Below are 24,141 nucleotides of genomic sequence, written 5' to 3'. Positions count from 1 at the left end.
CGTCAGTTATCGACCGCTACCGGAATTCCTTTAGAAGAAAAATAGCAATTTCAATATCTTGTTACTTTGTTGCCGTTGGGCTTACCCGCGTCACCGGCGAGTTCTGACGGCTCTCCCACAGCACCGTCAGGCCGCGTTGCAGGGCGATAAAGATAAACAGCAGGATGCCGATGGCGATCTTCGTCCACCAGGAGCTGAGCGTGCCGTCGAAGTTGATATAGGTCTGAATCAGCCCCTGAATCCCCACGCCGAACAGTGTGCCAAGCACTGTGCCAACGCCGCCGCTCAGCAGCGTGCCGCCGATCACTACCGAGGCAATCGCATCCAGCTCGACGCCCACGCCCGCCAGCGCATAGCCCGCCTGGGTGTAAATGGAGAAGACAATCCCGGCAAGCGTTGCCAGCCCCGTTGAGAGCATATAGATGCGAATCGTGGTGCTGCGCGTCGAGATGCCCATCAGGTTCGCCGAGGTGGCGTTACCGCCAATGGCGTAGACTTCGTTGCCAAAACGGGTGCGGTGAGCAAGGAAAATACCGACCACCACTACCATCAGCATCAGCAGCCCCATCGCGCTCAGCCGCCCGCCGCCGGGGATGGTCCAGGCGAGGCTGGAGAGGGTGTCATACATCGGGTGGTTAATGGGAATCGACTCTTCCGACAGCAGATAACTAACCCCGCGCAGGAAGAACATCCCGGCGAGGGTGATGATAAAGGCCGGGATTTTCAGCGCGTCGATCAAAAGCCCCATAAAGGCCCCGAAAGCGCAGCCCATCAGCAAAATCAGCGGAAAGGCGAGCAGCGGCGAGATACCCCAGGCACCGATCGCTTTCGCCAGGAAGACGCCGGTAAAAGCAATCACCGAGCCGACGGAGAGATCGATACCGCCGGAGAGGATCACAAAAGTCATACCGACGGCGATAATGCCGAGAAAGGCGTTATCCGTCAGGATATTACAGATGACGCGCGTCGAGGCGAAGCCGGGAAACTGCGTCAGACAGTAGAGATAGCCGAGCACGAAAACGCCCAGCGTGATCATCAACGGCAGGTTACGTTTTATCATGACCGCGCACTCCTTTAAGCAACGCAATAAAGCGCGGCGACTGGACAATCAGCACACACATCACCACCACCGCTTTCACTACCTGGTTAAGCTCCGGCTGAAAACCGGAGAGCAGAATACCGGTGTTCATGCCCTGAATAATCAGCGCCCCCACCACTGACAGCACAATGTTGAAACGCCCGCCCATCAGCGAGCCGCCGCCAATCACCACCGCCAGAATGGCGTCCAGCTCCAGCCACAGCCCGGCGTTGTTGGCATCCGCACCGCGAATATCTGCCGTGACAATCACCCCGGCGATGGCCGCGCAAACGCCGCTCAGCACGTAGGTCAGCATCACCACCAGCCGCGTATTCACCCCGGCGTTTTTTGCCGCGCGGATATTAATCCCCACCGCTTCGATAAACATGCCCAGCGCCGTTTTGCGGGTAAAGAGCCAGAAGATGAGCAATGTCACCAGTGCGATGATCACCGGCGTCGGGAAGAGCAGCAGCGAGCCGCTGCCGAGCCACGCCAGCGACGGCGCGTTAAAGGTGACGATCTGCCCGGAGGTGATCAACTGCGCCACCCCGCGCCCGGCGACCATCAGGATCAGCGTGGCGACAAAGGGCTGGATCTTGAGGATCGCCACCAGAATGCCGTTCCACAGCCCGGCCAGCACGCCGGTGGCCAGCGCCGCCAGCAACACTACCGTCAGGCTATGGCCGGAGACGGTTAATGATGCCGCCGTCGCGCCGGCAATCGCCATCACCGCGCCGACCGAGAGATCGATGCCGCCGGTGGCAATCACCAGTGTCATGCCGATGGCCAGCAGCGCGACCGGCGCTGCGCGGTTAAGAATATCGATCGGGCTGCCAAACAGGCGGCCATCCTGCAGCACCACCTGGTAAAAATGGGGCGCGACCAGGCTGTCCACCAGTAAAACCAGCAGCAGGGCTAAGATCTGCGGCGTGCCGGTCGGCCAGCTAAAACGGCGCTTCGGCTGCGCCTGTTGGCCCAGTGATTGAGGCATCACACTCTACTCCTTACGCCGCAATGGCATTCATGATCGCCGGAACGGAAAGCTCGGCGAGCGGGATCTCGGCGACCTGCTTGCGATCGCGCATGATGATCACCCGATCCGCATAGCCCACCAGCTCCTCCAGCTCAGAAGAGATCACCAGCAGCGCCAGCCCGTCGGCGCAGAGGGTCTCGATCAGGCGGATGATTTCAGCATGCGCGCCAACATCAATCCCGCGCGTGGGTTCATCGAGGATCAGGAACTGCGGGCGCGTCAGCAGCCAGCGCGAAAGCAGCACTTTTTGCTGATTGCCGCCGGAGAGAAACTCAATCGGCTGTTCGGCGCTCGGCGTACGAATACCCAGCTGGCGGATAAAGCGCTCGGCAATCGCGTTCTGCTCTTTACGCGGGATTGGACGCAGCCAGCCGCGCTGGGCCTGGAGCGCCAGCACGATATTCTCGCGTACCGAAGCGGCGGCAATAATGCCGTCGGTTTTGCGATCCTCCGGGCAGAAACCGATCCCAAGACAGGAGGCACGATGGGGCGAGCGCAGGGTTTGTGGCTGACCTTTGATCATCGCACTGCCGCTATCGGCGGGCTTGATGCCGAAGATCACCTCTGCCGTTTCGGTGCGCCCGGAGCCTAGCAGCCCGGCGAGACCGACGATCTCTCCGGGGCGAACCTCAAGATCGAACGGGGCGATAACCCCTTTCTTGCCATAGTTGTTAAAGGCGGCCACCGGCTTGTTGCTAAGCAGCGTGCGCCCGGCGCGTTGCAGGGCGTTACTCTCCAGCTCGCGGCCCAGCATCATCTTCACCAGCTCAATTTGCGGCAGCTCGCGCGTTTCGCGACAGCCGACAAAGCTGCCGTTGCGCAGCACGGTGATGCGGTCGCAGACGGTGTAAACCTGGTCGAGAAAGTGGGTGACGAAGATGAGGCTGACGCCCTGATCGCGCAACTGGCGCATCAGGGTGAAGAGCATCTCCACTTCCTGGGTATCAAGACTGGCGGTTGGCTCATCGAGGATCAGCACTTTTGCCGAGAGATCGATAGCGCGGCAGATGGCGACAATTTGCTGCATCGCCACGGAGAAGCGGTTAAGCGGCTCGCGCACGTCGAGCGAGAAGCCGTAAGATTGCATCAGCTCGCTGGCGCGCTGCTCCATCTCTTTGCGGCGCAGCAGGCCGAAGCGGCGCGGCTCGCGGCCAATAAACAGGTTATCCGCCACCGACATATTCGGCAGCAGGTTCACTTCCTGGTAAACGGTGCCGATCCCCAGTTGTTGGGCATGGGCGGTATTTTTGGGATTAATAGCCTGGCCTTCGAGCCAGATGGTGCCCTTATCCGCGTGGTAAACCCCGGTCAGCGCTTTGATAAGCGTCGATTTTCCCGCGCCGTTCTCACCGAGCAGGGCCATGATTTCACCGCGTCGCAGCGAGAAATCCACGTTATCGAGCGCTTTTACGCCGGGAAAGAATTTACTTAAGCCTTCGGTACGCAGGATTTCCTGGTGTGCTTCCGCGTTCATTGTTGACCCCTTACACAGATGCCCTCTCCCCGGCGGGGAGAGGGACGACAGGACTCAGTAACCCATGTTTTTCTTCTTCTCCAGCTCCTCTTTCGCCGTATCCGGCAGATAGAGGGTGGATTTGGTAATGGTCAACTTCGGCGGCTCGGTGCCATCCTTTTTGAATTTCTCCAGCGCGTCGAATGCCGGGCCTGCCATGTTCGGCGTCAGCTCGACGCTGGCATTGGCTTCGCCATCGATCATCGCTTTATAGATATCCGGTACGCCGTCGATAGAGCCGGTGAGGATATCTTTGCCCGGTTTCAGGCCCGCTTCTTTAATGGCCTGAATGGCACCAATCGCCATGTCGTCGTTATGGGCGTAAACCATGCAGATGTTTTTGCCGTTGTTCTCGGCTTTGATAAAGCTCTCCATCACCTCTTTACCTTTACTACGGGTAAAGTCACCGGACTGAGAGCGGATAATTTTGATGTTAGAGGCTTTCGAGATCGCTTCTGCGAACCCTTTCTTACGGTCGATGGCAACGCTTGCGCCAACGGTGCCCTGCAGCTCAACCACGTTACACGGTTTGCCAGCGACGGTTTTCACCAGCCATTCACCAATCAGCTTCCCTTCGAGGACGTTGTCAGCGGTAACGGTTGTCATATAGAGCGATTTGTCTTTCACATCGATGGAGCGATCCAGCAGGAAGACCGGGATCTTCGCCTCTTTCGCTTCTTTCAGGACCGGCTCCCAGCCGGTGGCAACTACCGGGGCGATAAAGATGGCGTCAACGCCCTGCGCGATAAAGGAGCGCACCGCTTTAAGCTGGTTCTCCTGCTTTTGCTGACCGTCAGCAATCTTCAGCGTAATGCCGCGTTTGCTGGCTTCGCTTTTCGCGACGTTGGTTTCAGCGGCACGCCAGCCGGACTCCGAACCGACCTGCGAAAATCCCACGGTTAACGACGCAGCCATCGCCATAGACGACATAGCTGCCGAAACTGCTGTGACAAGAAGTAAACGCTTCCACATAAGAGCATCCTCGTAGGGTTATTGTTGGCTACTACTTCGCCTGCGGGGAAACTATAGACAATCGGAGATGTAACAAAATGAGTTACATCACAAATCGGAAAAGTGAATGAATTGTTAGTTATCAGTTGCGATCTGGCGCGCGAAAAGGGGAGGCGAAACACAGCAGGAATCTCCCTTGAAATTGCAGAAATTTACTGGCGCAGCAAAAACGCATTTTTACGCTGTAACCGCTTACACAAAATTATTCAGTATGCTGCTATGGATATGGACAAAGTTGTCATTAAATGGCGCCGGTAAAGGCTCTGAAAAGTCGCTGGCGAGTAAAACAGCCCAAGACATTCACCGCCAGTTGGCTATAATACCCGGCACTTGTTTGCCACACATTTTAAAGGAAACAAACATGAGCTTACTCAACGTCCCGGCGGGTAAAGATCTGCCAGAAGATATCTATGTTGTTATCGAAATTCCGGCTAACGCTGACCCGATCAAATACGAAGTCGACAAAGAGAGCGGCGCGCTGTTCGTTGACCGCTTCATGTCCACCGCGATGTTCTATCCGTGCAACTACGGTTACATCAACCACACCCTCTCTCTGGATGGTGACCCGGTAGACGTGCTGGTGCCGACGCCGTACCCGCTGGAGCCAGGCTCTGTGATCCGCTGCCGTCCGGTTGGCGTGCTGAAAATGACCGACGAATCCGGTGAAGATGCCAAGCTGGTTGCGGTTCCGCACACCAAGCTGAGCAAAGAGTACGATCACATTAAAGATGTGAACGACCTGCCGGAACTGCTGAAAGCGCAGATCACTCACTTCTTCGAGCACTACAAAGATCTCGAAAAAGGCAAATGGGTGAAAGTGGACGGTTGGGACAACGCTGAAGCGGCGAAAGCTGAAATCGTTGCCTCCTTCGAGCGCGCTGCCAAGAAGTAAGCCGTTTTCGTAAGAGAAGCCCTGTAGCGCCTTAAGCGCACAGGGCTTTTTTTATGCCTGCGAGTGGGATTGCCGGATAGCGGCGATGCCTTATCCGGCCTACGAAGTGCGCACGTCCGGCTTTCGGCGCGGGCCTGTTTTGCCGGATGGCGGCGGGGCCTTATCCGGCCTACAAATTCTGCCGGATGGCGGCGGGGCCTTATCCGGCCTACGGTGTGCGCCTGCGGCATGCGGGATGACAGAGGTTGCGGTCAAACGTAGGCCGGATAAGCGCAGCGCCATCCGGCAAAAATGCGCGGCGCAAAAAAAACCGCGCCATTGGCGCGGTTCTCTGTGACTGATTACTACTTTTGATAATGGTCGCGGTCAAGCCAGTCGCCGCTTTCAATCAAGGTTTTCCCCTCAACCGAACGCTGGTAGACGTACATCCATGCGCCACCGTACGGCGTCTGGATCAACTGCCGTTTATACTCGCCGCCTGCGGTACGCAGGGCGTCCAGCTCACCGAGCGTTGAGGCGTCGATGCGATAGACTTCACCCAGCACGCTGCCGTTGCCCGGCACCGCGCCTGGGTAGTGCCCCAGGCTGTACAGCTGATGATTTTCAACGCTGAAGTCGCCCAGCCACTGAGCGTTGGTCATCCAGTGGCTGTTGCCCTGCTTGCGTCGTAAACTGCCGTAGACAAATATTCGCATTGCTAAAACTCAAACTGATAGAGCAAATCAAGTGCCTGATCTACGCCAGACACCGCTTCAAGATACAGCTTAGGCATCAGACGATAACGTAACGTGAGAGTCGCCAGTGAGTCAAAAATTCCTACACCATATTTTACTTGTAGACCCGGCAGCACATAGCCGCTGACCACCACTTGTGAGGAGTCGCCGACGCCCTGTGTGTCCAGCGCCAGGTTGCTGACGCCAAAGGTCTCGCCGATTTTACCCACAACCTGCCCACTTTGCGCAACCCCAAGACCAATTAACATCGAGGTCATTGCCGCACTATCGCTCTGTTCGCTCTCCAGCCCCTGCCCACGAAGCAGATAGGACAACGCTTCCTGCTGTGACATCGCCGGGTCGGAGAAGATCTCCGCTTTCGGTTCATCCGCAGAGCCGGTGACGCGCACCCCGGCAATCACATCGTTCTCCGTGGCTTCCGGGTTACGGATCGCTTCGAGGTTGAGCAGCGGCTGATCCGGCGGGCCGGAGAAGAGCAGCTCACCTTTACGCACAATCAGATCCTGCCCGTATGCGCGGAAGCGCCCTTCCGGAATATTGATCTGCCCGTTCAGCCCAAGGCCCTGCTTATCCTGCGCCACTTTCAGATCGCCCGTCAGCCGCGCTTTCAGGCCGAAGGCCGAGAGCCGCACGTTATTGCCGACATGCACCGTCACATTGCTGTTGATCGGGATCGATGCGTGTTGCTCCTCTTCCGGTTGCAGCTGATCGTTGAGCATCACTTCATCGCTGGAGACGCCGACGGCGCTCTCCGGAACATCATGCACCACAATGCGCGCCCACGGCACATCAACATCGCCGTCGAGGGTAAACAAGCTCGGCGTCGCTTCAAACACCACATCCGGCGAAACATCGAGGCGCACCATCGGCGGCACGGTGATGCGCACCTTGCTGCCTTTCGCCGCAATACGCGCGCGCCAGTTGTCGATCTGGCTCCAGTCCGCATCGCCGCTGAGGTTAATCTGCCCCTGGCTGGTGCGCACCACACCCTGCAACGTGGAAGTGGTTCCGTTAAAGTTCATCGCCAGCTGGCTCGGCTGCATGTCGAACGGCATAAAGTTGCCCTCAACATCCAGCGCATTCAGCCCAAGCTGACCAAACAGCTGCGGGCTTTGAGCGTTGCCGCCAAGGCGCAGGTTGGCATTGAGCGTCCCCGCCGCTTTCTCGCCGCGGCTAAAGATGGCATTCGCCATCGCCAGCGAGAAGTTGCGAATGTTCACCGTTCCGCCGAGATTACGTCGCCCTTGCGGATCGGTGACCTGGATCTGGCCGTCGAACTGACCATTATTGGTCAGCCGCATCAGCCAGCCGAGATCGGCGCGATCGTTTTGCAGCTTCGCATTCAGGTTCAGCGTGTCGAAGGCGACCGGCAATGGCGCACCGTTGACCTCCTGCGTCACTTTCACCCCGCGCCCGGCAAGCGTCACCTGCCCCTGCGGCAGACCCGGTTTGGTGCTGTCCCAGCTGACATCCGCTTTGCCGCTAAAGACACCGCTCGCCTGCGTCGCTTCCGGCATAAACGGTTTCAGCATCGCAAGATCGAAACGATTGAGATTGACCACCGCGCGCCCTGCCGCACCGGCATCAATGGTCTGCGGCACGCACAGCTCGGCATTCGGGTTGAGCCAGCAGTGCGGGCCAATGGCGATCTTCTGCTCCTGGTTGCGGTAATCGAGCGCAATCGGGCGCGTCAGCGACCATGGCCCGACCGGCGTGGCGAAACGCGTGTCGCTGAGCGTCCCTTTCCAGCGCTGCTGCTGGCGGTCGAAACTGCCTGCCAGCGCCAGCTGACCGGAGACCGGTTCGCCCTGCACGCGCAGCTGCAACTTGTGCTGCTTCTCATTGCCGTCGGCGGCCAGCGTCACCAGGCTGATGTTGACACCAGGCTGGGCGATACGCTCAACGCGCACGTTCAGCTTGCCGCCAATCTGATCGCTGGATTTCACATCCCCTTCCACGCGCACGCGGGCGATGGAGAGCTCCTGCCAGCGCAGATTGTTGGCAGTAATGTCCGCCAGCGCCTGTGGCGCATCGACGGTGCCGCGCACTTTCACCACCCCTTTCGCCGTGCCGCCGAGACCCGGCAACGCGTTATCGAGGCCTGGCGCATCGATAGTGGCGTCAAGATTGAGATCTTTTACCCCCAGCTCGCCTTTGATATCCGCGCTGTTTTTGCCCAGCTCAAGGTGCAGACCCGGGATCACCCATTGCAAATAGCTGTTGCCTTTCAGCTGCCCGTCAACCTTGACCCGGTTCTGCTTAACGTTGCCGTTAAGCTTCAGCTCCGGCACATCCATCTGCCAGCTGCCGCCGTAAAGGCTGCCGCGGGTTTTCACCAGGCCATTGAGCTTCGCAGGCCATTCCGGGAAGGCTTTTGCCGTATCGATGCCCTTCAGCGTCAGTTCGCCGCGCCAGCTGATCGCCTGCTGCCAGTCGAGCAGCGCTTTCAGTTCAGTAGTGCCCTGCAGCGCAGCAATAGAGAGCTTATCGATGCTGATCTGCTGCGCATTTCCTTTACCGTCCAGCGTGATGGTGGCCGGCGGAACCTGCTGCCCTTTTACCGCCGTGCGGAACGAAAGCGCATAGTCGGTCATTTTGCCGCTGAGCTTCAGCTTCAGGTTATCGGCCTGGTACTGCTTCTCGCCGGTAAAGGGCCAGTAGAGCTGCTGGCTGGTGATATCGAGATTGAGCGGTAGCCCCGCTTCTGCCAGCCGCGTCTGCGCCCGCAGCACCATATCCACCGGGCCAGAGAGGTTAACGCCAAGCTCCAGCTGCTTGCGCATTTCGCCGCCCACTTTCAGCTTCACCTTCTCGCCTTTCAGCGGATCGACATTCAGCGTCGAGTTGAGCGTGATATCGACCGGCCAGCTGTCGCGCAGCTGCGCGGTGCCGGTGGCGTTGACCTGGCCCTGATTCGAGTCGATATCGAAGGCGTCGAGCTTCATCTGCCCGTCAATGCTGCTCACTTTCAGCAGCAGGCTGCGCACGAGGATATCGGTGTCGCCGGTCAGGCGCAGCTGCTCGCCGCGAAACGCTTCGATATTGAGATTCAGCGGCAGATGCACATCCTGCATCTCCGGCAGCAGCGGCTTCTCAAACAACGCTTTCAGCGTTTCGCCCAGCGGTTTCTCTTCCGGCTTGGGGTTGTGAACCTTCGGATCGAGAACCTCTTCCTGCGCCACATCGGCCGCTTTCGGCAGGGCAATCAGCAGGCCCTGCAGCGAGGTCGGTTTCAGGGTCAGGTTTTTCTCCTGCCAGTTGAGGCCGGAGCTAAAATCCATCAGCGAGACGGTGGTGTCATCAATTTTGATATTGATGTTTTCCAGCGCCACCCGGCTCAGGGTAATCGGGTACGGCGTGGAGAGGTTCAGCGGCCCGCTATCTTCCTCTTCTACCTTCTGCGCAGGCGGCATCTTTTTGGTGTCGATCGCCACGTTGATATCTTTCAGCGACAGATCGTTGACGCAAACACTGCTGTTGCGCAGGCAGCCGAGATTGAGCGCAAAGTGGATCTGCCCCGCGTCGACCGCCACACCCGGCTGGGTGTAGCGGATATTTTTCAGCGACAGATCGCGCCAGCCGCCGGTGACCTGGCCAATCTCCAGCCCCGGTACCCAGCGGTTCGCTGCCTTAAACAGCAGATGCAGGCCGCTGGTGGTGCCGACCAGAAAGATCGCCGTGCCCAGCAGTAACACAAGAAACGCCACCACGCCGAGGCTGATCTTCTTCCATAAACTCATAATTCTGGCCCCAACCCGATGTAAAACTGCAACCCGTGCTCCTCTTTATCGCCGACCGGTACCGCGAAATCGAGCTTGATCGGCCCGACCGGCGACTGCCAGCGCACGCCGACGCCGGTGCCGGTTTTAAAGTTGCTGCGGCGGATATCGCTCACCGCTTCGCCGCTGTCGACAAACACCGCGCCCCACCATTTACCGGTGACGTTGTACTGGTACTCCAGCGAGCCGGTCGCCAGTTTTGAGGCGCCGATCAGTTTGCCGCGTTCGTTCTCCGGCGAGATCGATTTGTATTTATAACCACGAATGCTGCGATCGCCCCCGGCGAAGAAGCGCAGATCCGGCGGCACGCGCTGGAAATCACCGGTTTCGATCCAACCGAGGTTGCCGCGCGCGATAAAGCGGTGGCGATCGTAGAGCGTGCGGATCCAGACGTTTTGCGCCTGCAAGACGAGGAAGTCGACATCCGATCCCCAGGCGGTGTTGGAGTAATCAACCGAGTAGCGCTGAGAGTCGCCCCAGGTTGGCATCAGGCCGCCGCGCGAGCGGGTACGGCTGATCATCACGCCCGGATAGAGCAGCATGGTGGTGTTGGTGACGTTGGCCTGGGTAAAGTGATCGAGGCTCCAGCGCAGGTTGATCGCCCGCTGCCAGCCGCTGGAGAGATCCCAGTAGCGCGACAGCGCGAGCGTCGTTGAGTCCGCTTCCGTATCGTTAAGATCGGTACGCTTGAACCCGCCCTGCACCAGGTAATACTGCTCCAGCGGATTTTTCAGCAGCGGCATTTTGTAGCTGAAATCGAGCTGCTGCTCCGGCGCCGAGACGCTCATGCTGGTGGTAAAGCTGTGGCCGTAGGAGTTGACCCACGGTTTTTTCCACGTCGCTTTGACGCGCGGCCCGACATCGGTCGAGTAACCGACGCCGGTCTCAATGGTGTTTTCCGTGCGCGGCGAAACCACGCCTCTCAGCGGCAGCACTTTGGTCTTACGCGCTTTATCAAATTCCGGCGCGACAATTACTGAGTTAAACCAGCCGGTGGCGGAGAGGCGGCGGTTAAGCTCGGCCAGATCCTGGGTCTGGTAATAGTCCCCCTCGTGGAAAGGGATGAGGTTTTGCAGATACTCGTCGCGAATTTGCGAGCCCTGGAAGGTAACATCGCCGAAGCGGTAACGCTGACCGCTGTCATAATCGATATCCCAGAACGCCTGGCGGCGAGCCAGCGCAATACCCAGCTGGCTTTTGTTGAACTGGCTGTCGAAGTAGCCTTTACGCAGCGCGACGCTGGTAAGGGATTTTTTAAAGCTGTCGTAGTCGTGGTGGTTTAACACCGTGCCGATAGCCGGGCGCTTTTTCAGCAGCGAAAGATAGTCGCTGTCGGTGCGCGCGCCGCCGCGCAGGATCACGTTGTTGCCGCCGATGCGCACAGGCTCACCCGCCGTAACGCGGGCGATCAGCACCTGGCGCCCCTTCTCCGGCGGTGGACGCAGTTCGAAAACAATGGTTGGCTCGTAGTAGCCTAACGCTTTTAACCCTTCGCGGATGGCATCATCAACGCGCGCCTGGAAACGGCGGTCGGGCGTCACTTCATCACTCTGGATAGTCGACAGTTGGGCGCGCACATTTTTTTGCAGTTGCCCGGTTAACCCCTCAAGTTGCAATCGCACATTGGCGGCGAATGCCGTTTCGCTCACCAGCAACAAACCGGCAAAACATAAAAGACGGATCTTTGGCACGTTCTCTCCTGAATATCCTCGCTCCCACTCCTGGAAGGAAACGTAAGCGCAGCTCCGCGCTGGGCCTGATTGTGCCACGACAGCAGCAGCCAGGCTGATAAAAACCCGCATTATCGGGTTGAAAAACGGACGACTAGCCCAAAATTTCTTATGTTTAAATCTAGTCTGATTTAGGTCGTACATTGTGTTAAAACACCATCCTTAACACAACCCTAACCGCAATGACACTCGCCGGGAGGTATTACCGTGAGCCTGTTCGATAAAAATAACCTTGTTTCTCAGTCTGATGCTCTGCCCGGACGCCCGACGCCGATGCCTGTCGCCAGTTTACACGCTGTTAACGAGCACTCGATGACACATGTGCCGGAGGGCATGGAGGTAGCGATTTTCGCCATGGGTTGCTTCTGGGGCGTGGAACGCCTCTTCTGGCAGCGTGAAGGGGTCTACAGCACCGCCGCAGGCTACACCGGCGGCTACACGCCAAACCCAACCTACCGCGAAGTGTGCAGCGGCCAGACCGGGCATGCCGAAGCGGTACGCGTGGTTTACGATCCGAAAGTGGTGAGCTACGAGCAGCTGTTGCAGATCTTCTGGGAGAACCACGATCCGGCGCAAGGAATGCGTCAGGGCAACGATCGCGGCACGCAATACCGCTCCGCCATCTATCCGCTCACCCCGGAGCAGGACGCCGCCGCCCGCGAAAGCCTGGCGCGCTTCCAGGCCGCAATGCGTGAAGCGGGTGACGCGCGCACCGTCACTACCGAGATCGCCAGCGCCAAACCGTTCTATTACGCGGAAGATGAGCACCAGCAATATCTCTACAAAAATCCGCAGGGCTATTGCGGGATTGGTGGTATCGGTGTGTGCTTGCCGCCGCAGCTTAACCCCTAAATAAAGGGGGGAATAGGCGACGAAAAGTGGCGAAATTAGCCGCTGGCAGGCTGTAACACGCTTACGCTATACTAACGGCGCAATTGCCGGTCCACCGCTTCGGGCCGGCATTCATTGTGTTTACCACATGGATATTCCAAAAAAACCTTCCGAGGATCCGGTTAATAGCTGGATAAATTATGTTAAACAGTATCTTAGTCATACTCTGTCTGATCGCGGTGAGCGCGTTTTTCTCGTTATCTGAGATCTCGCTTGCCGCATCGCGAAAAATCAAACTTAAACTGCTTGCCGATGATGGCAACATCAACGCCCAACGCATCCTGAAAATGCAGGAAAATCCCGGCACCTTCTTCACCGTGGTGCAAATCGGCCTGAACGCCGTCGCCATTTTAGGTGGTATCGTCGGTGACGCCGCTTTCTCTCCCGCGTTTTACAATCTGCTGCTCAATGTCGTTTCACCACAGCTTGCCGATCAGCTGAGCTTTATCATCTCGTTTACGCTGGTAACGAGTCTCTTCATCCTGTTTGCTGATTTGACGCCGAAACGCATCGGTATGATTGCGCCCGAAGTTGTGGCTTTGCGCATCATCAACCCGATGCGCTTCTGTCTCTTCGTTTTCCGCCCGCTGGTCTGGTTCTTTAACGGCATGGCGAACGTCATTTTCCGCATCTTCAAACTGCCGATGGTGCGCAAAGATGACATCACCTCTGACGATATCTACGCCGTGGTGGAAGCCGGTGCATTAGCCGGGGTGCTACGTAAGCAGGAGCATGAACTGATTGAGAACGTGTTTGAGCTGGAGTCGCGCACCGTTCCCTCGTCGATGACCTCGCGTGAAAACGTGATTTGGTTCGATCTGCACGAGGATGAGCAGAGCCTGAAAAACAAGGTATCTGAGCATCCGCACTCGAAGTTTCTGGTCTGTAACGGTGATATCGACCATATCGTCGGTTATGTTGATTCGAAAGATCTGCTTAACCGCGTGCTGGCAAACCAGAGTATGGCCCTGAACAGCGGCGTGCAGATCCGCACGACGCTGATTGTGCCGGACACGTTGACGCTCTCTGAAGCGCTGGAAAGTTTCAAAACTGCGGGTGAAGATTTCGCCGTGATCATGAACGAATATGCGCTGGTGGTCGGGGTGATTACCCTCAACGACGTAATGACCACGCTGATGGGCGATCTGGTCGGCCAGGTGGAAGAGATGATCGTCGCCCGCGATGAAAACTCGTGGCTGATTGACGGCGGTACACCGATTGACGACGTAATGCGCGTGCTGGATATCGATGAGTTCCCGCAGTCCGGCAATTATGAAACCATCGGCGGTTTTATGATGTTTATGCTGCGTAAAATCCCGAAACGCACCGACGCGGTGAAGTTCTCCGGCTACAAGTTTGAAGTGGTGGATATCGATAACTACCGCATCGATCAGCTGCTGGTGACGCGTATTGATGCCCGCACCACGGTGCTGACGCCGAAGTTACCGGATATGGAAGATAAAGGCGCGGCGTAAAGCCAGAAGCGGAAACATCAACGGCCCCTGTGGGGCCGTTTTTTATAGGACTTTATTACTGCATAGCACAACAGATTAAGCCATTTCGGTCTGCAGGCGCAGAACCTGGCGGTTAACTTCAGACATGACAGAGAAGTGCTGTTTGTCTTTCACTTTCGGCAGAAGGATCTTGCCCTTATCAAACTCGAAAGCGCCAACGTCCTTGATATACAACCGTCCACGGAACAGGATCTTGACGTACTTAGCCACCTGAAGTGGGTTGTAACGCTGGAAAATTTTCATTCTTCTATCTCTCCTGTAAAACAGATTACGCCCTTGCGGTGCCACATTTGGTCCGACGTTGATGAGCGCAAATTTTGATGCCCAGTGACTATAGTCCACAACATGAGCGATACATAGTCTGAATGGGTTTATTTACCTTTTGATGACAATTAATCAGAATTTTCTTTTCAAACCCTGAAACTTCGCAGTATAAGCCTACGTTTTTTAACCGATATGTGCGTTAACCCGCAAACTGGCACCCCAATTGCGGGAAAAGCGTATTGATCGCACATATGATTAAACTGCCGTACCGAGTGGTCGGATCACCTGCATATAAACATGAGAGATGGAGACACCATGACCCTACGTAACATTCTGGCAGCGACATGCTTGTTACTGCCGCTGGTCGCTTCAGCGCATAACTTTGAAACTAACCAGCGCGTGCCGCCTGTGGGCGTTGCCGACCGCGGGGAGTTGCTACTGAATAACGACAAGTTTAGCTACAAAAACTGGAATAGCGCGCAGCTGCCGGGAAAAGTGCGCGTGGTAATGCATATTGCCGGTCGCACCTCGGCAAAAGAGAAGAATGCCGCGCTAATTGAGGCGATCAAAAGCGCCAACCTGCCGCACGACAGATACCAGACCACTACCATCGTGAACACCGACGACGCCATTCCGGGCAGCGCGATGTTTGTGCGCAGCAGCCTGGAGAGCAATAAGAAGCTCTATCCGTGGTCACAATTTATCGTCGACAGCGAAGGTTCCGTGCGTAAAGCCTGGCAGCTGGAGGAGAAAGGCTCCGCGATTGTGGTGCTTGATAAAGAGGGTCGCGTAGAGTTTGCCAAAGATGGCAGCCTGAGCCAGCAAGAGGTGCAGCAGGTGGTTGCCCTGCTGCATAAATTGCTCAGTAAATAGAGACGCGAAAACCGGGGTTGAGGAAGGATTCACGCGGGGTGTAATCGAGTGTGCGCCCCTGCCAGTCGTGAACATGCGCCCCGGCCGCTACCGCCACCGCGTGGCCGGCCGCCGTATCCCAGACGCTGGTCGGCCCAAAACGCGGATAGAGCTGCGCTTTCCCTTCCGCCACCAGGCAGAACTTCAGCGATGAACCAATCGCCGTGGTTTGATGCTCGCCCAGCTGGTGCAGATACTCCTCCAGCTCAGGATCGTTCGAGTGCGAGCGGCTAATAACCACCAGCGGCGGTCGCGCATCACGCACCTGGATCGGCTGGCGATGACCGCCCTCCTCTTTCCATGCGCTGCCCTCTGCGGCGGCGTACATCACATCAAGCACCGGGGCATAAACCACGCCCAGCACCGGTTTGCCCTGCTCAATCAGCGCGATGTTGACGGTAAACTCACCGTTACGCTTGATAAACTCTTTGGTGCCATCGAGCGGATCCACCAGCCAGAAACGATCCCAGCTCTGGCGCGTCTCCCACGCGGGAGGATCTTCTTCAGACAGGATTGGAATATCCGGCGCTAACGCCTGCAACCCGCGCACAATCACATGGTGCGCGGCAATATCTGCCGCCGTCACCGGCGAGTCATCCACTTTACTGGTCACATCCATCGGCTGATGGCCGTCGTACACCTGCATAATGGCATCGCCCGCGTCGCGCGCGAGCCGACAAATTGCATCTAACATATCCACCTCTCTCTGTGCAGTGGTGTGTAACTCATTGTTTTACTTATATCGCATTGCGCCGCGATCTGCCAACTGTGAGAGGGATTGCAGTTTTATTGCTCACTTTTATGGCACTATTCACAATTCTGTAAGCAACACACTGTACATAACAATTTCTTTTGTGGCTTAGATCGAAAAGGACGCCTCTGATGATTAAGTTTAGTGCAACGCTTTTGGCCACGCTGATTGCGGCCAGCGCGCAAGCGGCAACGGTGGATTTACGTATTATGGAAACCACTGATTTGCATAGCAATATGATGGATTTTGATTACTACAAAGACTCGGCAACGGAAAAATTTGGCCTGGTGCGCACCGCCAGCCTGATTAATGCCGCGCGCGACGAAGCGAAAAACAGTGTGCTGGTCGATAACGGCGACTTAATCCAGGGCAGCCCGCTGGGCGACTATATGGCGGCGAAGGGGCTGAAAAAAGGGGATATTCACCCGGTCTACAAAGCGCTGAACACTCTCGATTATGCGGTCGGCAACCTCGGTAACCACGAATTTAACTACGGGCTGGATTACCTGCATATGGCGCTGGCCGGGGCGAAATTCCCCTATGTGAACGCCAACATCATCGATGCTAAAACCAACAAACCGCTCTTCACCCCTTATCTGATCAAAGAGACGCCGGTGGTGGACAAAGAGGGTAAAACCCACACCCTGCGTATCGGTTATATCGGCTTCGTGCCGCCGCAAATTATGGTGTGGGACAAAGCCAACCTGAGCGGCAAAGTGACGGTAAACGACATTACGGAAACCGCCCGCCACTATGTGCCGGAGATGCGCGCAAAAGGTGCCGATCTGGTGGTCGTCGTTGCCCACTCCGGCCTCTCGGCGGAGCCTTACCAGGCGATGGCAGAGAACTCCGTTTACTACCTCAGCCAGGTGCCGGGCGTTGATGCGATCCTGTTTGGTCACGCGCACGCCGTCTTCCCGAGCAAAGAGTTTGCCGCGATTAAAGGCGCGGATGTCAGCAAAGGGACGCTGAACGGTATTCCGGCGGTGATGCCGGGCATGTGGGGCGATCACCTCGGCGTGGTCGACCTGGTGCTGAATAACGATGCCGGTAAGTGGAAAGTCAGCGACGCGAAAGCCGAAGCGCGGCCAATTTATGACGCCGCCGCCAAGAAAGCGCTGGTCGGAGAAGATGCAAAACTGGTGCAGATCCTCAAGCACGATCACGATGCCACCCGCGAGTTTGTCGGCAAACCGATTGGCAAATCAGCGGACAATATGTACAGCTACCTGTCGCTGGTGCAGGACGATCCGACCGTGCAGGTAGTGAACAACGCGCAGAAAGCCTATGTTGAGCACTTTATTCAGGGCGATCCGGATCTGGCGAAACTGCCGGTGCTCTCTGCCGCCGCGCCGTTTAAAGCGGGCGGGCGTAAAAACGATCCGGCCAGCTTTGTTGAAGTGGAAAAGGGGCAGCTCACCTTCCGTAACGCCGCCGATCTCTACCTCTACCCCAATACGCTGGTGGTGGTGAAAGCGACCGGCAAAGAGGTGAAAGAGTGGCTGGAGTGCTCCGCCGGGCAGTTCAACCAGATCGATCCCAACAGCGACAAGCCGCAGAACTTAATTAACTGGGACGGGTTCCGCACCTATAACTTCGACGTTATCGACGGCGTGAAGTACCAGATTGATGTCACGCAACCGGCGCGCTACGACGGCGAGTGCCAGAGCATCAATCCCAAGGCAGAGCGCATTAAGAACCTGACCTTTGACGGCAAGCCTATTGATCCGAATGCGGTCTTCCTTGTTGCTACCAATAACTACCGCGCTTACGGCGGCAAATTTGCCGGTACCGGCGACAGCCATATCGCGTTTGCCTCGCCGGATGAGAACCGCGCGGTGCTGGCGAAGTGGATTAGCGATGAGACGCAGCGCGCAGGGGAAATCCACCCGGCGGCGGACAACAACTGGCGACTGGCACCGATCAGCAGCAGCCACAAGCTGGATATTCGCTTTGAAACTGCGCCATCGGAGAAAGCGGCGGCGTTTATCAAAGAGAAAGCGCAGTATCCGATGCAGAAAGTCGGCAATGACGAGATCGGTTTCGCGCTCTACAGCATCGATTTACGCAAGTAAGCAATTTACCCGCAGTCGGTAGCGGCTGCGGGTTGATTACGCCACATCGCGCTCGCGGTGATGGGCCATCACTTCGGGCAAATTCAGCTCAATCCAGTCTGCCAGCGCGGCAACCTTTTCACTCACCTGCTCACCAAGCGGCGTCAGGCTATATTCAACATGTGGCGGCACCACCGGAAAGGCGACGCGGTTAACAAAACCATCCTGCTCCAGCCACTGCAGGCTCTGCGCCAGCATCTTCTCACTGACGCCGCCCATTTTGCGGCGCAGATCGCTAAAGCGGTGTGTCCCTTCGCGCAGGGCGACCAGAATTAAGACGCCCCAGCGGCTGGTGACGTGTTTCAGCACATCACGGGAAGGGCACTGCTCGGCGAAGAGATTGCCGTCGCGCATCTGTTCGCTCAGGGTTTGTGGGCGAGTTTGCTGTTTCATACTTACCTTTTTGTACGTACTTACTAAAAGTTAGCTAGGGTGCTAGCCTACCACAACACTTACCCCCACGCAGGAGAAACATCATGATTGCACTCACCGGCGCCACCGGCCAACTCGGCCAGTTTGTTGTAGAAGCCCTGTTAAAAAGCGTTCCCGCAAAAGAGATTGTCGCCATCGTGCGTAACCCGGCGAAAGCCGAAGCGCTCAGCAAACAAGGCCTTATTGTTCGCCAGGGCGATTACAACGATCAGGCCGCCCTCACCCAGGCGCTGGCGGGCGTCGAAAAACTGCTGCTCATCTCCAGCAGCGAAGTCGGCCAGCGCGCCGCGCAGCACCGCAATGTGATCAACGCTGCGAAAGCCGCAGGGGTGAAATTTATCGCCTACACCAGCCTGCTGCATGCCGATACCTCACCGCTTGGCCTGCACGTTGAGCACGTGGAAACCGAAAAGCTGCTCGCCGAATCCGGCATCCCGTTTGCCCTGCTGCGTAACGGCTGGTACAGCGAGAACTACCTTGCGAGCGTACCGGCGGCGCTGGCGCACGGCGTCTTCATCGGTGCGGCGGGCGAGGGCAAAATTGCCTCGGCAACGCGTGCCGATTATGCCGCTGCTGCCGCGCGTGTCATTAGCGAAGAGGGTCACGTCGGCAAAGTTTACGAACTGGCGGGCGACAGCGCCTGGACGCTGAGCGAACTGGCGGCGCTGCTGAGCGAGGCCAGCGGTAAGAAAGTGGTTTACCAGAACCTGAGTGAAGCGGATTTTGCCGCCGCGCTGAAAGGCGCAGGTCTGCCGGACGGGCTGGCAGAGATGCTGGCGGATTCCGATATCGGTGCCTCGAAAGGTGGGCTGTTTGACGATAGCCAGACCCTGAGCAAACTGATCGGTCGCCCGACCACCTCGATCGCCGATAGCGTTAACGATCTGCTGTAACGTTAATAATTGGTTAAATTTTATAGCCTCTCACCGGGCCATCCCTAATAATAGAGGGCATGTTCCGGGGGAGGTGAAGTGTGGAAGGCGTACCTGAGCAGTTTATTGATGAGCGCGACAGCGCGCGGTTTCGCCACCTGGCGCAGTTGCCGGGGGTGGAGTTGTACCATGCGCATATCTCCCGCTACGCCTTTGAGCCACATACTCATGAAGCGTTTGGCATTGGCGCGATTGAATCCGGTGCCGAGCGCTTTCGCTATCGCGGAACGCAGCATGTCGCCCCGACCAACGCCATCGTCACCATGAACCCCGATGAGATCCACACCGGCGAAGCGGTAGGTGAAGAGGGGTGGCGCTACCGCATGGTCTATCTCGACCCCGATCTGTTGGAGCAGGTAACCGGCGTGCGTCACTGGTGGTTTCGCGATGTCACGCGGCTCGATGCGCTGCGCGCGCGCCAGATCTCCAGCCATATTTATGCCCTCTGGCATACCGACGATCCACTGGCGCAACAGGGCGTGCTGCTCGATCTGATTGATACCTTTCGCCCGCTGGCGCAACACGCGCCGCAGCGCCCGGAAGGAGCGCACCGTTTTGAGCGGGTGCGCGAATACCTGCATGACAACTATATGCGCAGCCTGACGCTCGACGATCTGGCAAGCGTCGCGGCGCTCAGCCCCTATCACTTCCAGCGCCAGTTCAAAGCCCATTTTCACGTCACGCCGCACCAGATGCTGATGGCGATCCGCCTGTGGCGCGCCAAGCATTTTCTCACCCAGGGGATGCCTGCGGCAGATGTTGCCGCCTTAACAGGCCTGACGGATCAATCCCACCTCACCCGTGCCTTTACCCTGCGCTACGGCATTACTCCGGTGCGCTATCAAAAGCAGGTTGCGCGCCGATAATGCGCAATCTCCTACAATACGCCCCCGCCCTGCTCCCCTACACTGGCGTCAACCAGATAAAAGAGGTGAAGAGATGGTAAGTGGTGTGTTGTATGCCTTGCTCGCCGGGCTGTTTTGGGGCCTGATTTTTGTCGGGCCGCTGATCGTGCCGGATTACCCGGCCGCCCTGCAATCGACGGGGCGCTACCTGGCGCTGGGGCTGATCGCGCTGCCGCTGGCGTGGCTTGGGCGCGCGCGTCTGCGCCAGCTAACGCGAAGCGACTGGTGGACAGCGCTGTGGCTCACGTTAATGGGCAATCTGATCTACTACGTCTGCCTTGCCAGCGCTATTCAGCGCACCGGCGGCCCGGTGTCGACGATGATCATCGCCACGCTGCCGGTGGTGATCCCGGTGTGTGCCAACCTGCTTTACAGCCAGCGTGACGGCAAGCTCGCATGGGGCCGGTTGCTACCGGCGCTGATCGCCATCGCTGTTGGGCTGGGGTGTGTGAATGTTGCCGAACTGCGCCAGGGCATTGCGGATTTTAGCTGGAGCCGGTATGGCTCAGGCATTGCGCTGGCCTTTGTTTCCGTGGCCTGCTGGGCGTGGTATGCGCTGCGTAACGCCCGCTGGCTGCGGGAAAACCCGGATAAGAACCCGATGATGTGGGCAACGGCGCAGGCGCTGGTGACGCTGCCGTTGTCCCTGGTAGGCTATCTTGCGGCGTGTCTGTGGCTTGACGTTCAGCAGCCCGACTTCGCGCTCCCCTTCGGCCCGCGTCCGCTGCTGTTTATCGGCCTGATGTTCATCATTGCGGTGCTCTGCTCGTGGGTGGGGGCGCTGTGCTGGAACATTGCCTGCCAGCGTCTGCCGACGGTGATTGTCGGCCCGCTGATCGTCTTTGAAACCCTTGCCGGGATGCTCTATACCTTTCTGCTGCGCCAGAGCCTGCCGCCGCTCTTAACCCTGCTCGGCATTACCCTGCTGATTGGCGGCGTGGTGATGGCCGTCGCGTCGAAACCGCAGAAAGCCCGTATCACATCCCTTGAGCAGCCATAAAAAAACCCGGCTTACGCCGGGTTTTAATCAGAAGGTTTCCCAGTTGGCTTCGTTAACGCTGGCCGTGGCCGGTGTCTTCGCCATCGCAACCGGCGAGCGCAACGCAGGACGCTGAACGTCACGGCTGCGGTTCACTTTGAACACCGCAACGGTTTCGGTCAGGCGCGCAGCCTGCTCTTCCAGGGCAGCGGCCGCAGCGGCGGACTCCTGCACCAGCGAGGCGTTCTGCTGGGTCACGCGATCCATCTCGGCAACAGCCTGGCCAACCTGGTCGATACCACGGCTCTGCTCATCGGACGCAGAGGAGATTTCGCCCATGATATCCGTTACACGCGTTACCGCGCTGACAATCTCAGCCATGGTTTCACCGGCTTCGTGAACCAGCGCCGAACCGGCGCTTACGCGGTTACCGGAGTCATCAATCAGCCCTTTGATCTCTTTCGCGGCCTGCGCGCTGCGCTGTGCCAGCGTACGCACTTCACCTGCCACTACGGCAAAACCACGACCCTGCTCACCGGCACGCGCGGCTTCTACCGCGGCGTTCAGCGCCAGAATGTTGGTCTGGAAAGCAATACCGTCGATCACGTTGGTGATCTGGGCGATTTTGCTGGAGCTGGCGGCGATTTCGTCCATGGTACGCACCACGCCATCCACCACTTCACCGCCTTTCTTCGCGGTACCGGACGCATTAAGCGCCAGCTGCGTTGCCTGACGGGCGTTGTCGGCGTTCTGTTTCACTGTCGCGGTCAGCTGCTCCATGCTGGCTGCGGTCTCTTCCAGCGAGGCCGCTTGCTGCTCGGTGCGCGAGGAGAGATCGTTGTTACCGATAGAGATTTCACCGGCACCGGTATAGATAGTGTCTGCGCCATCGCGCACCACGCTGACGGTTTTCACCAGCGACTGCTGCATCTCCTGCACGTTCTGCGCCAGACGCGCCATCTCGTTGGAGCCTTCGGCGTGGATCGCGTGGGTCAAATCACCGGTCGCGATATGGCGAATGTGGCCCATAACTTCATGCAGCGGCTTCAGCAGCACGCGCTGCATTGCCACCCAACTCATAGCGATAACGCCCAGCACAACAACCATCACTGCCGCCAGGATCCAGAGAATGCGGATGTAGTCATGTTCGTTCTGCTGCACGCCTTCGCTGGCAAGCCTTGCCTGCTCGGCGCGCCAGGCGCGGTAGCTCTTCTCCATCCCTTCCTGTTTTTTCTGCGCATTCTGACGGAACATATCTTCCAGCTTACCGGCCAGCAGCAGGCGGTTCATCTCGGTCAGCGTTGCGTGGTAGGTGCTGTACTGCTTCTCCAGCTCGTCAGAGAGCGCCTGGTCCATACCCGGCGTCTGCGGCAGCTTGTAGTAAATATCGTAATGCTGCTGCGCCTGGTTAAGCAGGTTGGTGGCGTTTTGCACCAGCTCACCGAGCTGGCCGCCGTTAATCTGGCTGGCGGTGCTGCTCTGTAAGCGCAGCATACCGCGGTTCAGGGTCACACGCGCCTGGTTGAGGCTGATCCACGCATCGGTAAATTCGGATACGTTCTGGCTCGATACCTGGGAAACATTGAAGTTGTGCTTGTCATTGTTTAGCGCACTAATGAAAACGCCAGCTGAAATCAGCTGAAGTGCGCCAAGCACAACTAAAACCATGATTAATAAAGTTATAACTTTGATACGTTTGAACATCGTCGGCCTTTATTGCGTACAGAATATTGTCAGAACAGTGACTATCGGCAGCGATGAAAAGTTGTTTAATGTCAATAATTTGCCCTATCCAAAACTTTCCAGAAAAAGTAATTGTATTCAATGTGTTAATTTCGAAAGATTTTTTGTGATGCATATCACGGTTTTTCACGCAGTAAAGGAATAAGGGCTGCCGCGTTCTCCGTAAGGGGTATATCATCGCCATAAAGATGCATTTAAAATACAACTTATAGATTCCACGATGAGGTAACTGCTATGGCTTTCCGCGATCAACCCCTGGGCGAGCTGGCGCTCTCCATCCCCCGCGCCTCTGCTCTGTTTCGTAAATATGATATGGATTACTGCTGCGGCGGTAAGCAGACGCTGGGCCGCTCGGCGGCGCGTAAAGAACTCGATATCGATGCTATCGAAGCCGAACTGGCGAAGCTGGCCGAGCAGCCTCTCGACAAGGAGTGGCGCACAGCACCGCTGGCAGAGATCATCGACCACATCATTGTGCGTTACCACGATCGCCACCGCGAACAGCTGCCGGAGCTGATTCTGCAAGCCAGCAAAGTGGAGCGCGTCCACGCCGATAAACCGAATGTGCCGCGCGGGTTAACCAAGTACCTCACCATGCTGCATGAGGAGCTCTCCAGCCACATGATGAAGGAGGAGCAGATCCTCTTCCCGATGATTAAACAGGGCATGGGCGCACAGGCGATGGGGCCAATCAGCGTGATGGAGAGCGAGCATGATGAGGCGGGCGAACTGCTGGAGGTGATCAAGCACACCACGCAGAATGTGACGCCGCCGCCGGAAGCCTGCACCACCTGGAAGGCGATGTATAACGGCATCAACATGCTGATAGATGATTTGATGGAACACATCAGCCTGGAAAATAACAATCTTTTCCCGCGTGCCCTCGCAGGCGAAAAATAAAAAGACGCCCGAGAGCGTCCTTGATATGGAAGTT

At 57.4% G+C, this 24,141-nt stretch carries 19 protein-coding genes and 1 pseudogene; 9 read left to right on the top strand and 11 right to left on the bottom strand.

From position 1 onward, the window contains the following. Positions 1-61: 61 nt before the first annotated feature. Genes yjfF through ytfQ form a run of 4 tightly spaced genes read right to left on the bottom strand, consistent with a single transcriptional unit; the run spans position 62 to position 4,596 of the window. Complete coding sequence (gene yjfF, locus ABIC80_RS11225) at positions 62-1,060, bottom strand: galactofuranose ABC transporter, permease protein YjfF (protein WP_023478490.1); 999 nt, start codon at positions 1,058-1,060, stop codon at positions 62-64. After that, positions 1,047-2,072 carry a galactofuranose ABC transporter, ATP-binding protein YtfT gene (gene ytfT / locus ABIC80_RS11220; RefSeq protein ID WP_164896952.1) on the bottom strand — a complete coding sequence of 342 codons (1,026 nt, stop codon included), beginning with the start codon at positions 2,070-2,072 and terminating at the stop codon, positions 1,047-1,049. The genes yjfF and ytfT overlap by 14 nt, the downstream gene beginning before the upstream one ends. Before the next feature lie 10 nt (positions 2,073-2,082). Continuing rightward, positions 2,083-3,585: a galactofuranose ABC transporter, ATP-binding protein YtfR gene (ytfR, locus tag ABIC80_RS11215; RefSeq protein WP_094419218.1), complete on the bottom strand. Its 1,503-nt coding sequence runs from the start codon at positions 3,583-3,585 to the stop codon at positions 2,083-2,085. A gap of 54 nt (positions 3,586-3,639) precedes the next feature. Further along, positions 3,640-4,596 (bottom strand): galactofuranose ABC transporter, galactofuranose-binding protein YtfQ, encoded by a 957-nt coding sequence (ytfQ, locus tag ABIC80_RS11210; RefSeq protein WP_023478471.1) that lies wholly within the window; start codon positions 4,594-4,596, stop codon positions 3,640-3,642. A 400-nt stretch (positions 4,597-4,996) separates the two neighbouring features. Between ytfQ and ppa the strand changes: the two genes are divergently transcribed. Continuing rightward, positions 4,997-5,527 carry an inorganic diphosphatase gene (gene ppa, locus ABIC80_RS11205; RefSeq protein ID WP_023478348.1) on the top strand — a complete coding sequence of 177 codons (531 nt, stop codon included), beginning with the start codon at positions 4,997-4,999 and terminating at the stop codon, positions 5,525-5,527. 344 nt (positions 5,528-5,871) lie between these two features. On the opposite strand, the gene ABIC80_RS11200 is transcribed toward ppa, so the two are convergent. The 3 genes from ABIC80_RS11200 to tamA are packed head-to-tail and all read right to left on the bottom strand — an operon-like array spanning position 5,872 to position 11,731. Then, positions 5,872-6,222, bottom strand: a complete 351-nt coding sequence (locus ABIC80_RS11200; protein WP_023478402.1) for a gamma-glutamylcyclotransferase family protein — start codon at positions 6,220-6,222, stop codon at positions 5,872-5,874. Between the two features lie 2 nt (positions 6,223-6,224). Then, a complete protein-coding gene (gene tamB / locus ABIC80_RS11195) occupies positions 6,225-10,001 on the bottom strand; it encodes an autotransporter assembly complex protein TamB (protein ID WP_429177138.1) in 3,777 nt (1,258 codons plus the stop codon). Further along, entirely contained in the window at positions 9,998-11,731 is a 1,734-nt protein-coding gene (gene tamA, locus ABIC80_RS11190) for an autotransporter assembly complex protein TamA (protein WP_429177135.1), read from the bottom strand. Before tamA ends, tamB begins: the two co-directional genes overlap by 4 nt. Before the next feature lie 246 nt (positions 11,732-11,977). On the opposite strand from tamA, the gene msrA reads away from it, so the two are divergent. Together msrA and ABIC80_RS11180 are read left to right on the top strand one after the other, a co-directional pair. After that, the gene (gene msrA, locus ABIC80_RS11185; protein ID WP_270221177.1) at positions 11,978-12,622 is read left to right on the top strand and encodes a peptide-methionine (S)-S-oxide reductase MsrA; all 645 of its coding nucleotides are present in this window, start codon (positions 11,978-11,980) and stop codon (positions 12,620-12,622) included. 179 nt (positions 12,623-12,801) lie between these two features. Further along, positions 12,802-14,136 carry a hemolysin family protein gene (locus ABIC80_RS11180; RefSeq protein ID WP_023478420.1) on the top strand — a complete coding sequence of 445 codons (1,335 nt, stop codon included), beginning with the start codon at positions 12,802-12,804 and terminating at the stop codon, positions 14,134-14,136. Between the two features lie 75 nt (positions 14,137-14,211). On the opposite strand, the gene ABIC80_RS11175 is transcribed toward ABIC80_RS11180, so the two are convergent. Then, positions 14,212-14,418: a DUF1107 domain-containing protein gene (locus tag ABIC80_RS11175; protein WP_023478541.1), complete on the bottom strand. Its 207-nt coding sequence runs from the start codon at positions 14,416-14,418 to the stop codon at positions 14,212-14,214. A 336-nt stretch (positions 14,419-14,754) separates the two neighbouring features. Between ABIC80_RS11175 and ABIC80_RS11170 the strand changes: the two genes are divergently transcribed. Beyond that, positions 14,755-15,312 (top strand): YtfJ family protein, encoded by a 558-nt coding sequence (locus tag ABIC80_RS11170; protein ID WP_124970361.1) that lies wholly within the window; start codon positions 14,755-14,757, stop codon positions 15,310-15,312. Here the strand turns inward: ABIC80_RS11170 and cysQ are convergent. Next, positions 15,302-16,045 carry a 3'(2'),5'-bisphosphate nucleotidase CysQ gene (gene cysQ / locus ABIC80_RS11165; RefSeq protein WP_429177132.1) on the bottom strand — a complete coding sequence of 248 codons (744 nt, stop codon included), beginning with the start codon at positions 16,043-16,045 and terminating at the stop codon, positions 15,302-15,304. The genes ABIC80_RS11170 and cysQ overlap by 11 nt on opposite strands. Before the next feature lie 188 nt (positions 16,046-16,233). On the opposite strand from cysQ, the gene ABIC80_RS11160 reads away from it, so the two are divergent. Next, entirely contained in the window at positions 16,234-18,177 is a 1,944-nt protein-coding gene (locus ABIC80_RS11160) for a bifunctional 2',3'-cyclic-nucleotide 2'-phosphodiesterase/3'-nucleotidase (RefSeq protein ID WP_429177129.1), read from the top strand. Between the two features lie 36 nt (positions 18,178-18,213). Here ABIC80_RS11160 and ABIC80_RS11155 read toward each other — a convergent pair whose 3' ends face one another. After that, the gene (locus ABIC80_RS11155) at positions 18,214-18,609 is read right to left on the bottom strand and encodes a winged helix-turn-helix transcriptional regulator (protein ID WP_094419208.1); all 396 of its coding nucleotides are present in this window, start codon (positions 18,607-18,609) and stop codon (positions 18,214-18,216) included. An 83-nt stretch (positions 18,610-18,692) separates the two neighbouring features. On the opposite strand from ABIC80_RS11155, the pseudogene ABIC80_RS11150 reads away from it, so the two are divergent. The 3 genes and pseudogenes from ABIC80_RS11150 to ABIC80_RS11140 form a co-directional block, all read left to right on the top strand. Next, positions 18,693-19,551 (top strand): annotated as a pseudogene (locus ABIC80_RS11150) (SDR family oxidoreductase); the annotation flags it as partial. 70 nt (positions 19,552-19,621) lie between these two features. Beyond that, complete coding sequence (locus ABIC80_RS11145; protein WP_094419206.1) at positions 19,622-20,446, top strand: AraC family transcriptional regulator; 825 nt, start codon at positions 19,622-19,624, stop codon at positions 20,444-20,446. Between the two features lie 73 nt (positions 20,447-20,519). Continuing rightward, complete coding sequence (locus tag ABIC80_RS11140; RefSeq protein ID WP_429177126.1) at positions 20,520-21,485, top strand: DMT family transporter; 966 nt, start codon at positions 20,520-20,522, stop codon at positions 21,483-21,485. A 27-nt stretch (positions 21,486-21,512) separates the two neighbouring features. Here ABIC80_RS11140 and ABIC80_RS11135 read toward each other — a convergent pair whose 3' ends face one another. Continuing rightward, on the bottom strand, positions 21,513-23,168 hold the full coding sequence (locus tag ABIC80_RS11135; RefSeq protein ID WP_312278921.1) for a methyl-accepting chemotaxis protein: 1,656 nt from the start codon (positions 23,166-23,168) through the stop codon (positions 21,513-21,515). Positions 23,169-23,441: 273 nt separating this feature from the next. Between ABIC80_RS11135 and ytfE the strand changes: the two genes are divergently transcribed. Beyond that, positions 23,442-24,107: an iron-sulfur cluster repair protein YtfE gene (gene ytfE / locus ABIC80_RS11130; RefSeq protein ID WP_429177123.1), complete on the top strand. Its 666-nt coding sequence runs from the start codon at positions 23,442-23,444 to the stop codon at positions 24,105-24,107. Positions 24,108-24,141 lie beyond the last annotated feature (34 nt).

Source organism: Kosakonia sp. 1610 (assembly GCF_050435845.1).
GTDB classification, from domain to species: domain Bacteria; phylum Pseudomonadota; class Gammaproteobacteria; order Enterobacterales; family Enterobacteriaceae; genus Kosakonia; species Kosakonia cowanii.
This window is presented reverse-complemented; position numbering and strand designations above follow the sequence as displayed.

Coding starts and splice junctions, on each gene's coding strand:
- yjfF (WP_023478490.1), bottom strand. CDS start 1,060: ATGATAAAACGTAACCTGCCGTTGATGATCACGCTGGGCGTTTTCGTG.
- ytfR (WP_094419218.1), bottom strand. CDS start 3,585: ATGAACGCGGAAGCACACCAGGAAATCCTGCGTACCGAAGGCTTAAGT.
- ytfQ (WP_023478471.1), bottom strand. CDS start 4,596: ATGTGGAAGCGTTTACTTCTTGTCACAGCAGTTTCGGCAGCTATGTCG.
- ppa (WP_023478348.1), top strand. CDS start 4,997: ATGAGCTTACTCAACGTCCCGGCGGGTAAAGATCTGCCAGAAGATATC.
- ABIC80_RS11200 (WP_023478402.1), bottom strand. CDS start 6,222: ATGCGAATATTTGTCTACGGCAGTTTACGACGCAAGCAGGGCAACAGC.
- tamB (WP_429177138.1), bottom strand. CDS start 10,001: ATGAGTTTATGGAAGAAGATCAGCCTCGGCGTGGTGGCGTTTCTTGTG.
- ABIC80_RS11180 (WP_023478420.1), top strand. CDS start 12,802: ATGTTAAACAGTATCTTAGTCATACTCTGTCTGATCGCGGTGAGCGCG.
- ABIC80_RS11175 (WP_023478541.1), bottom strand. CDS start 14,418: ATGAAAATTTTCCAGCGTTACAACCCACTTCAGGTGGCTAAGTACGTC.
- ABIC80_RS11170 (WP_124970361.1), top strand. CDS start 14,755: ATGACCCTACGTAACATTCTGGCAGCGACATGCTTGTTACTGCCGCTG.
- cysQ (WP_429177132.1), bottom strand. CDS start 16,045: ATGTTAGATGCAATTTGTCGGCTCGCGCGCGACGCGGGCGATGCCATT.
- ABIC80_RS11160 (WP_429177129.1), top strand. CDS start 16,234: ATGATTAAGTTTAGTGCAACGCTTTTGGCCACGCTGATTGCGGCCAGC.
- ABIC80_RS11155 (WP_094419208.1), bottom strand. CDS start 18,609: ATGAAACAGCAAACTCGCCCACAAACCCTGAGCGAACAGATGCGCGAC.
- ABIC80_RS11140 (WP_429177126.1), top strand. CDS start 20,520: ATGGTAAGTGGTGTGTTGTATGCCTTGCTCGCCGGGCTGTTTTGGGGC.
- ABIC80_RS11135 (WP_312278921.1), bottom strand. CDS start 23,168: ATGTTCAAACGTATCAAAGTTATAACTTTATTAATCATGGTTTTAGTT.
- ytfE (WP_429177123.1), top strand. CDS start 23,442: ATGGCTTTCCGCGATCAACCCCTGGGCGAGCTGGCGCTCTCCATCCCC.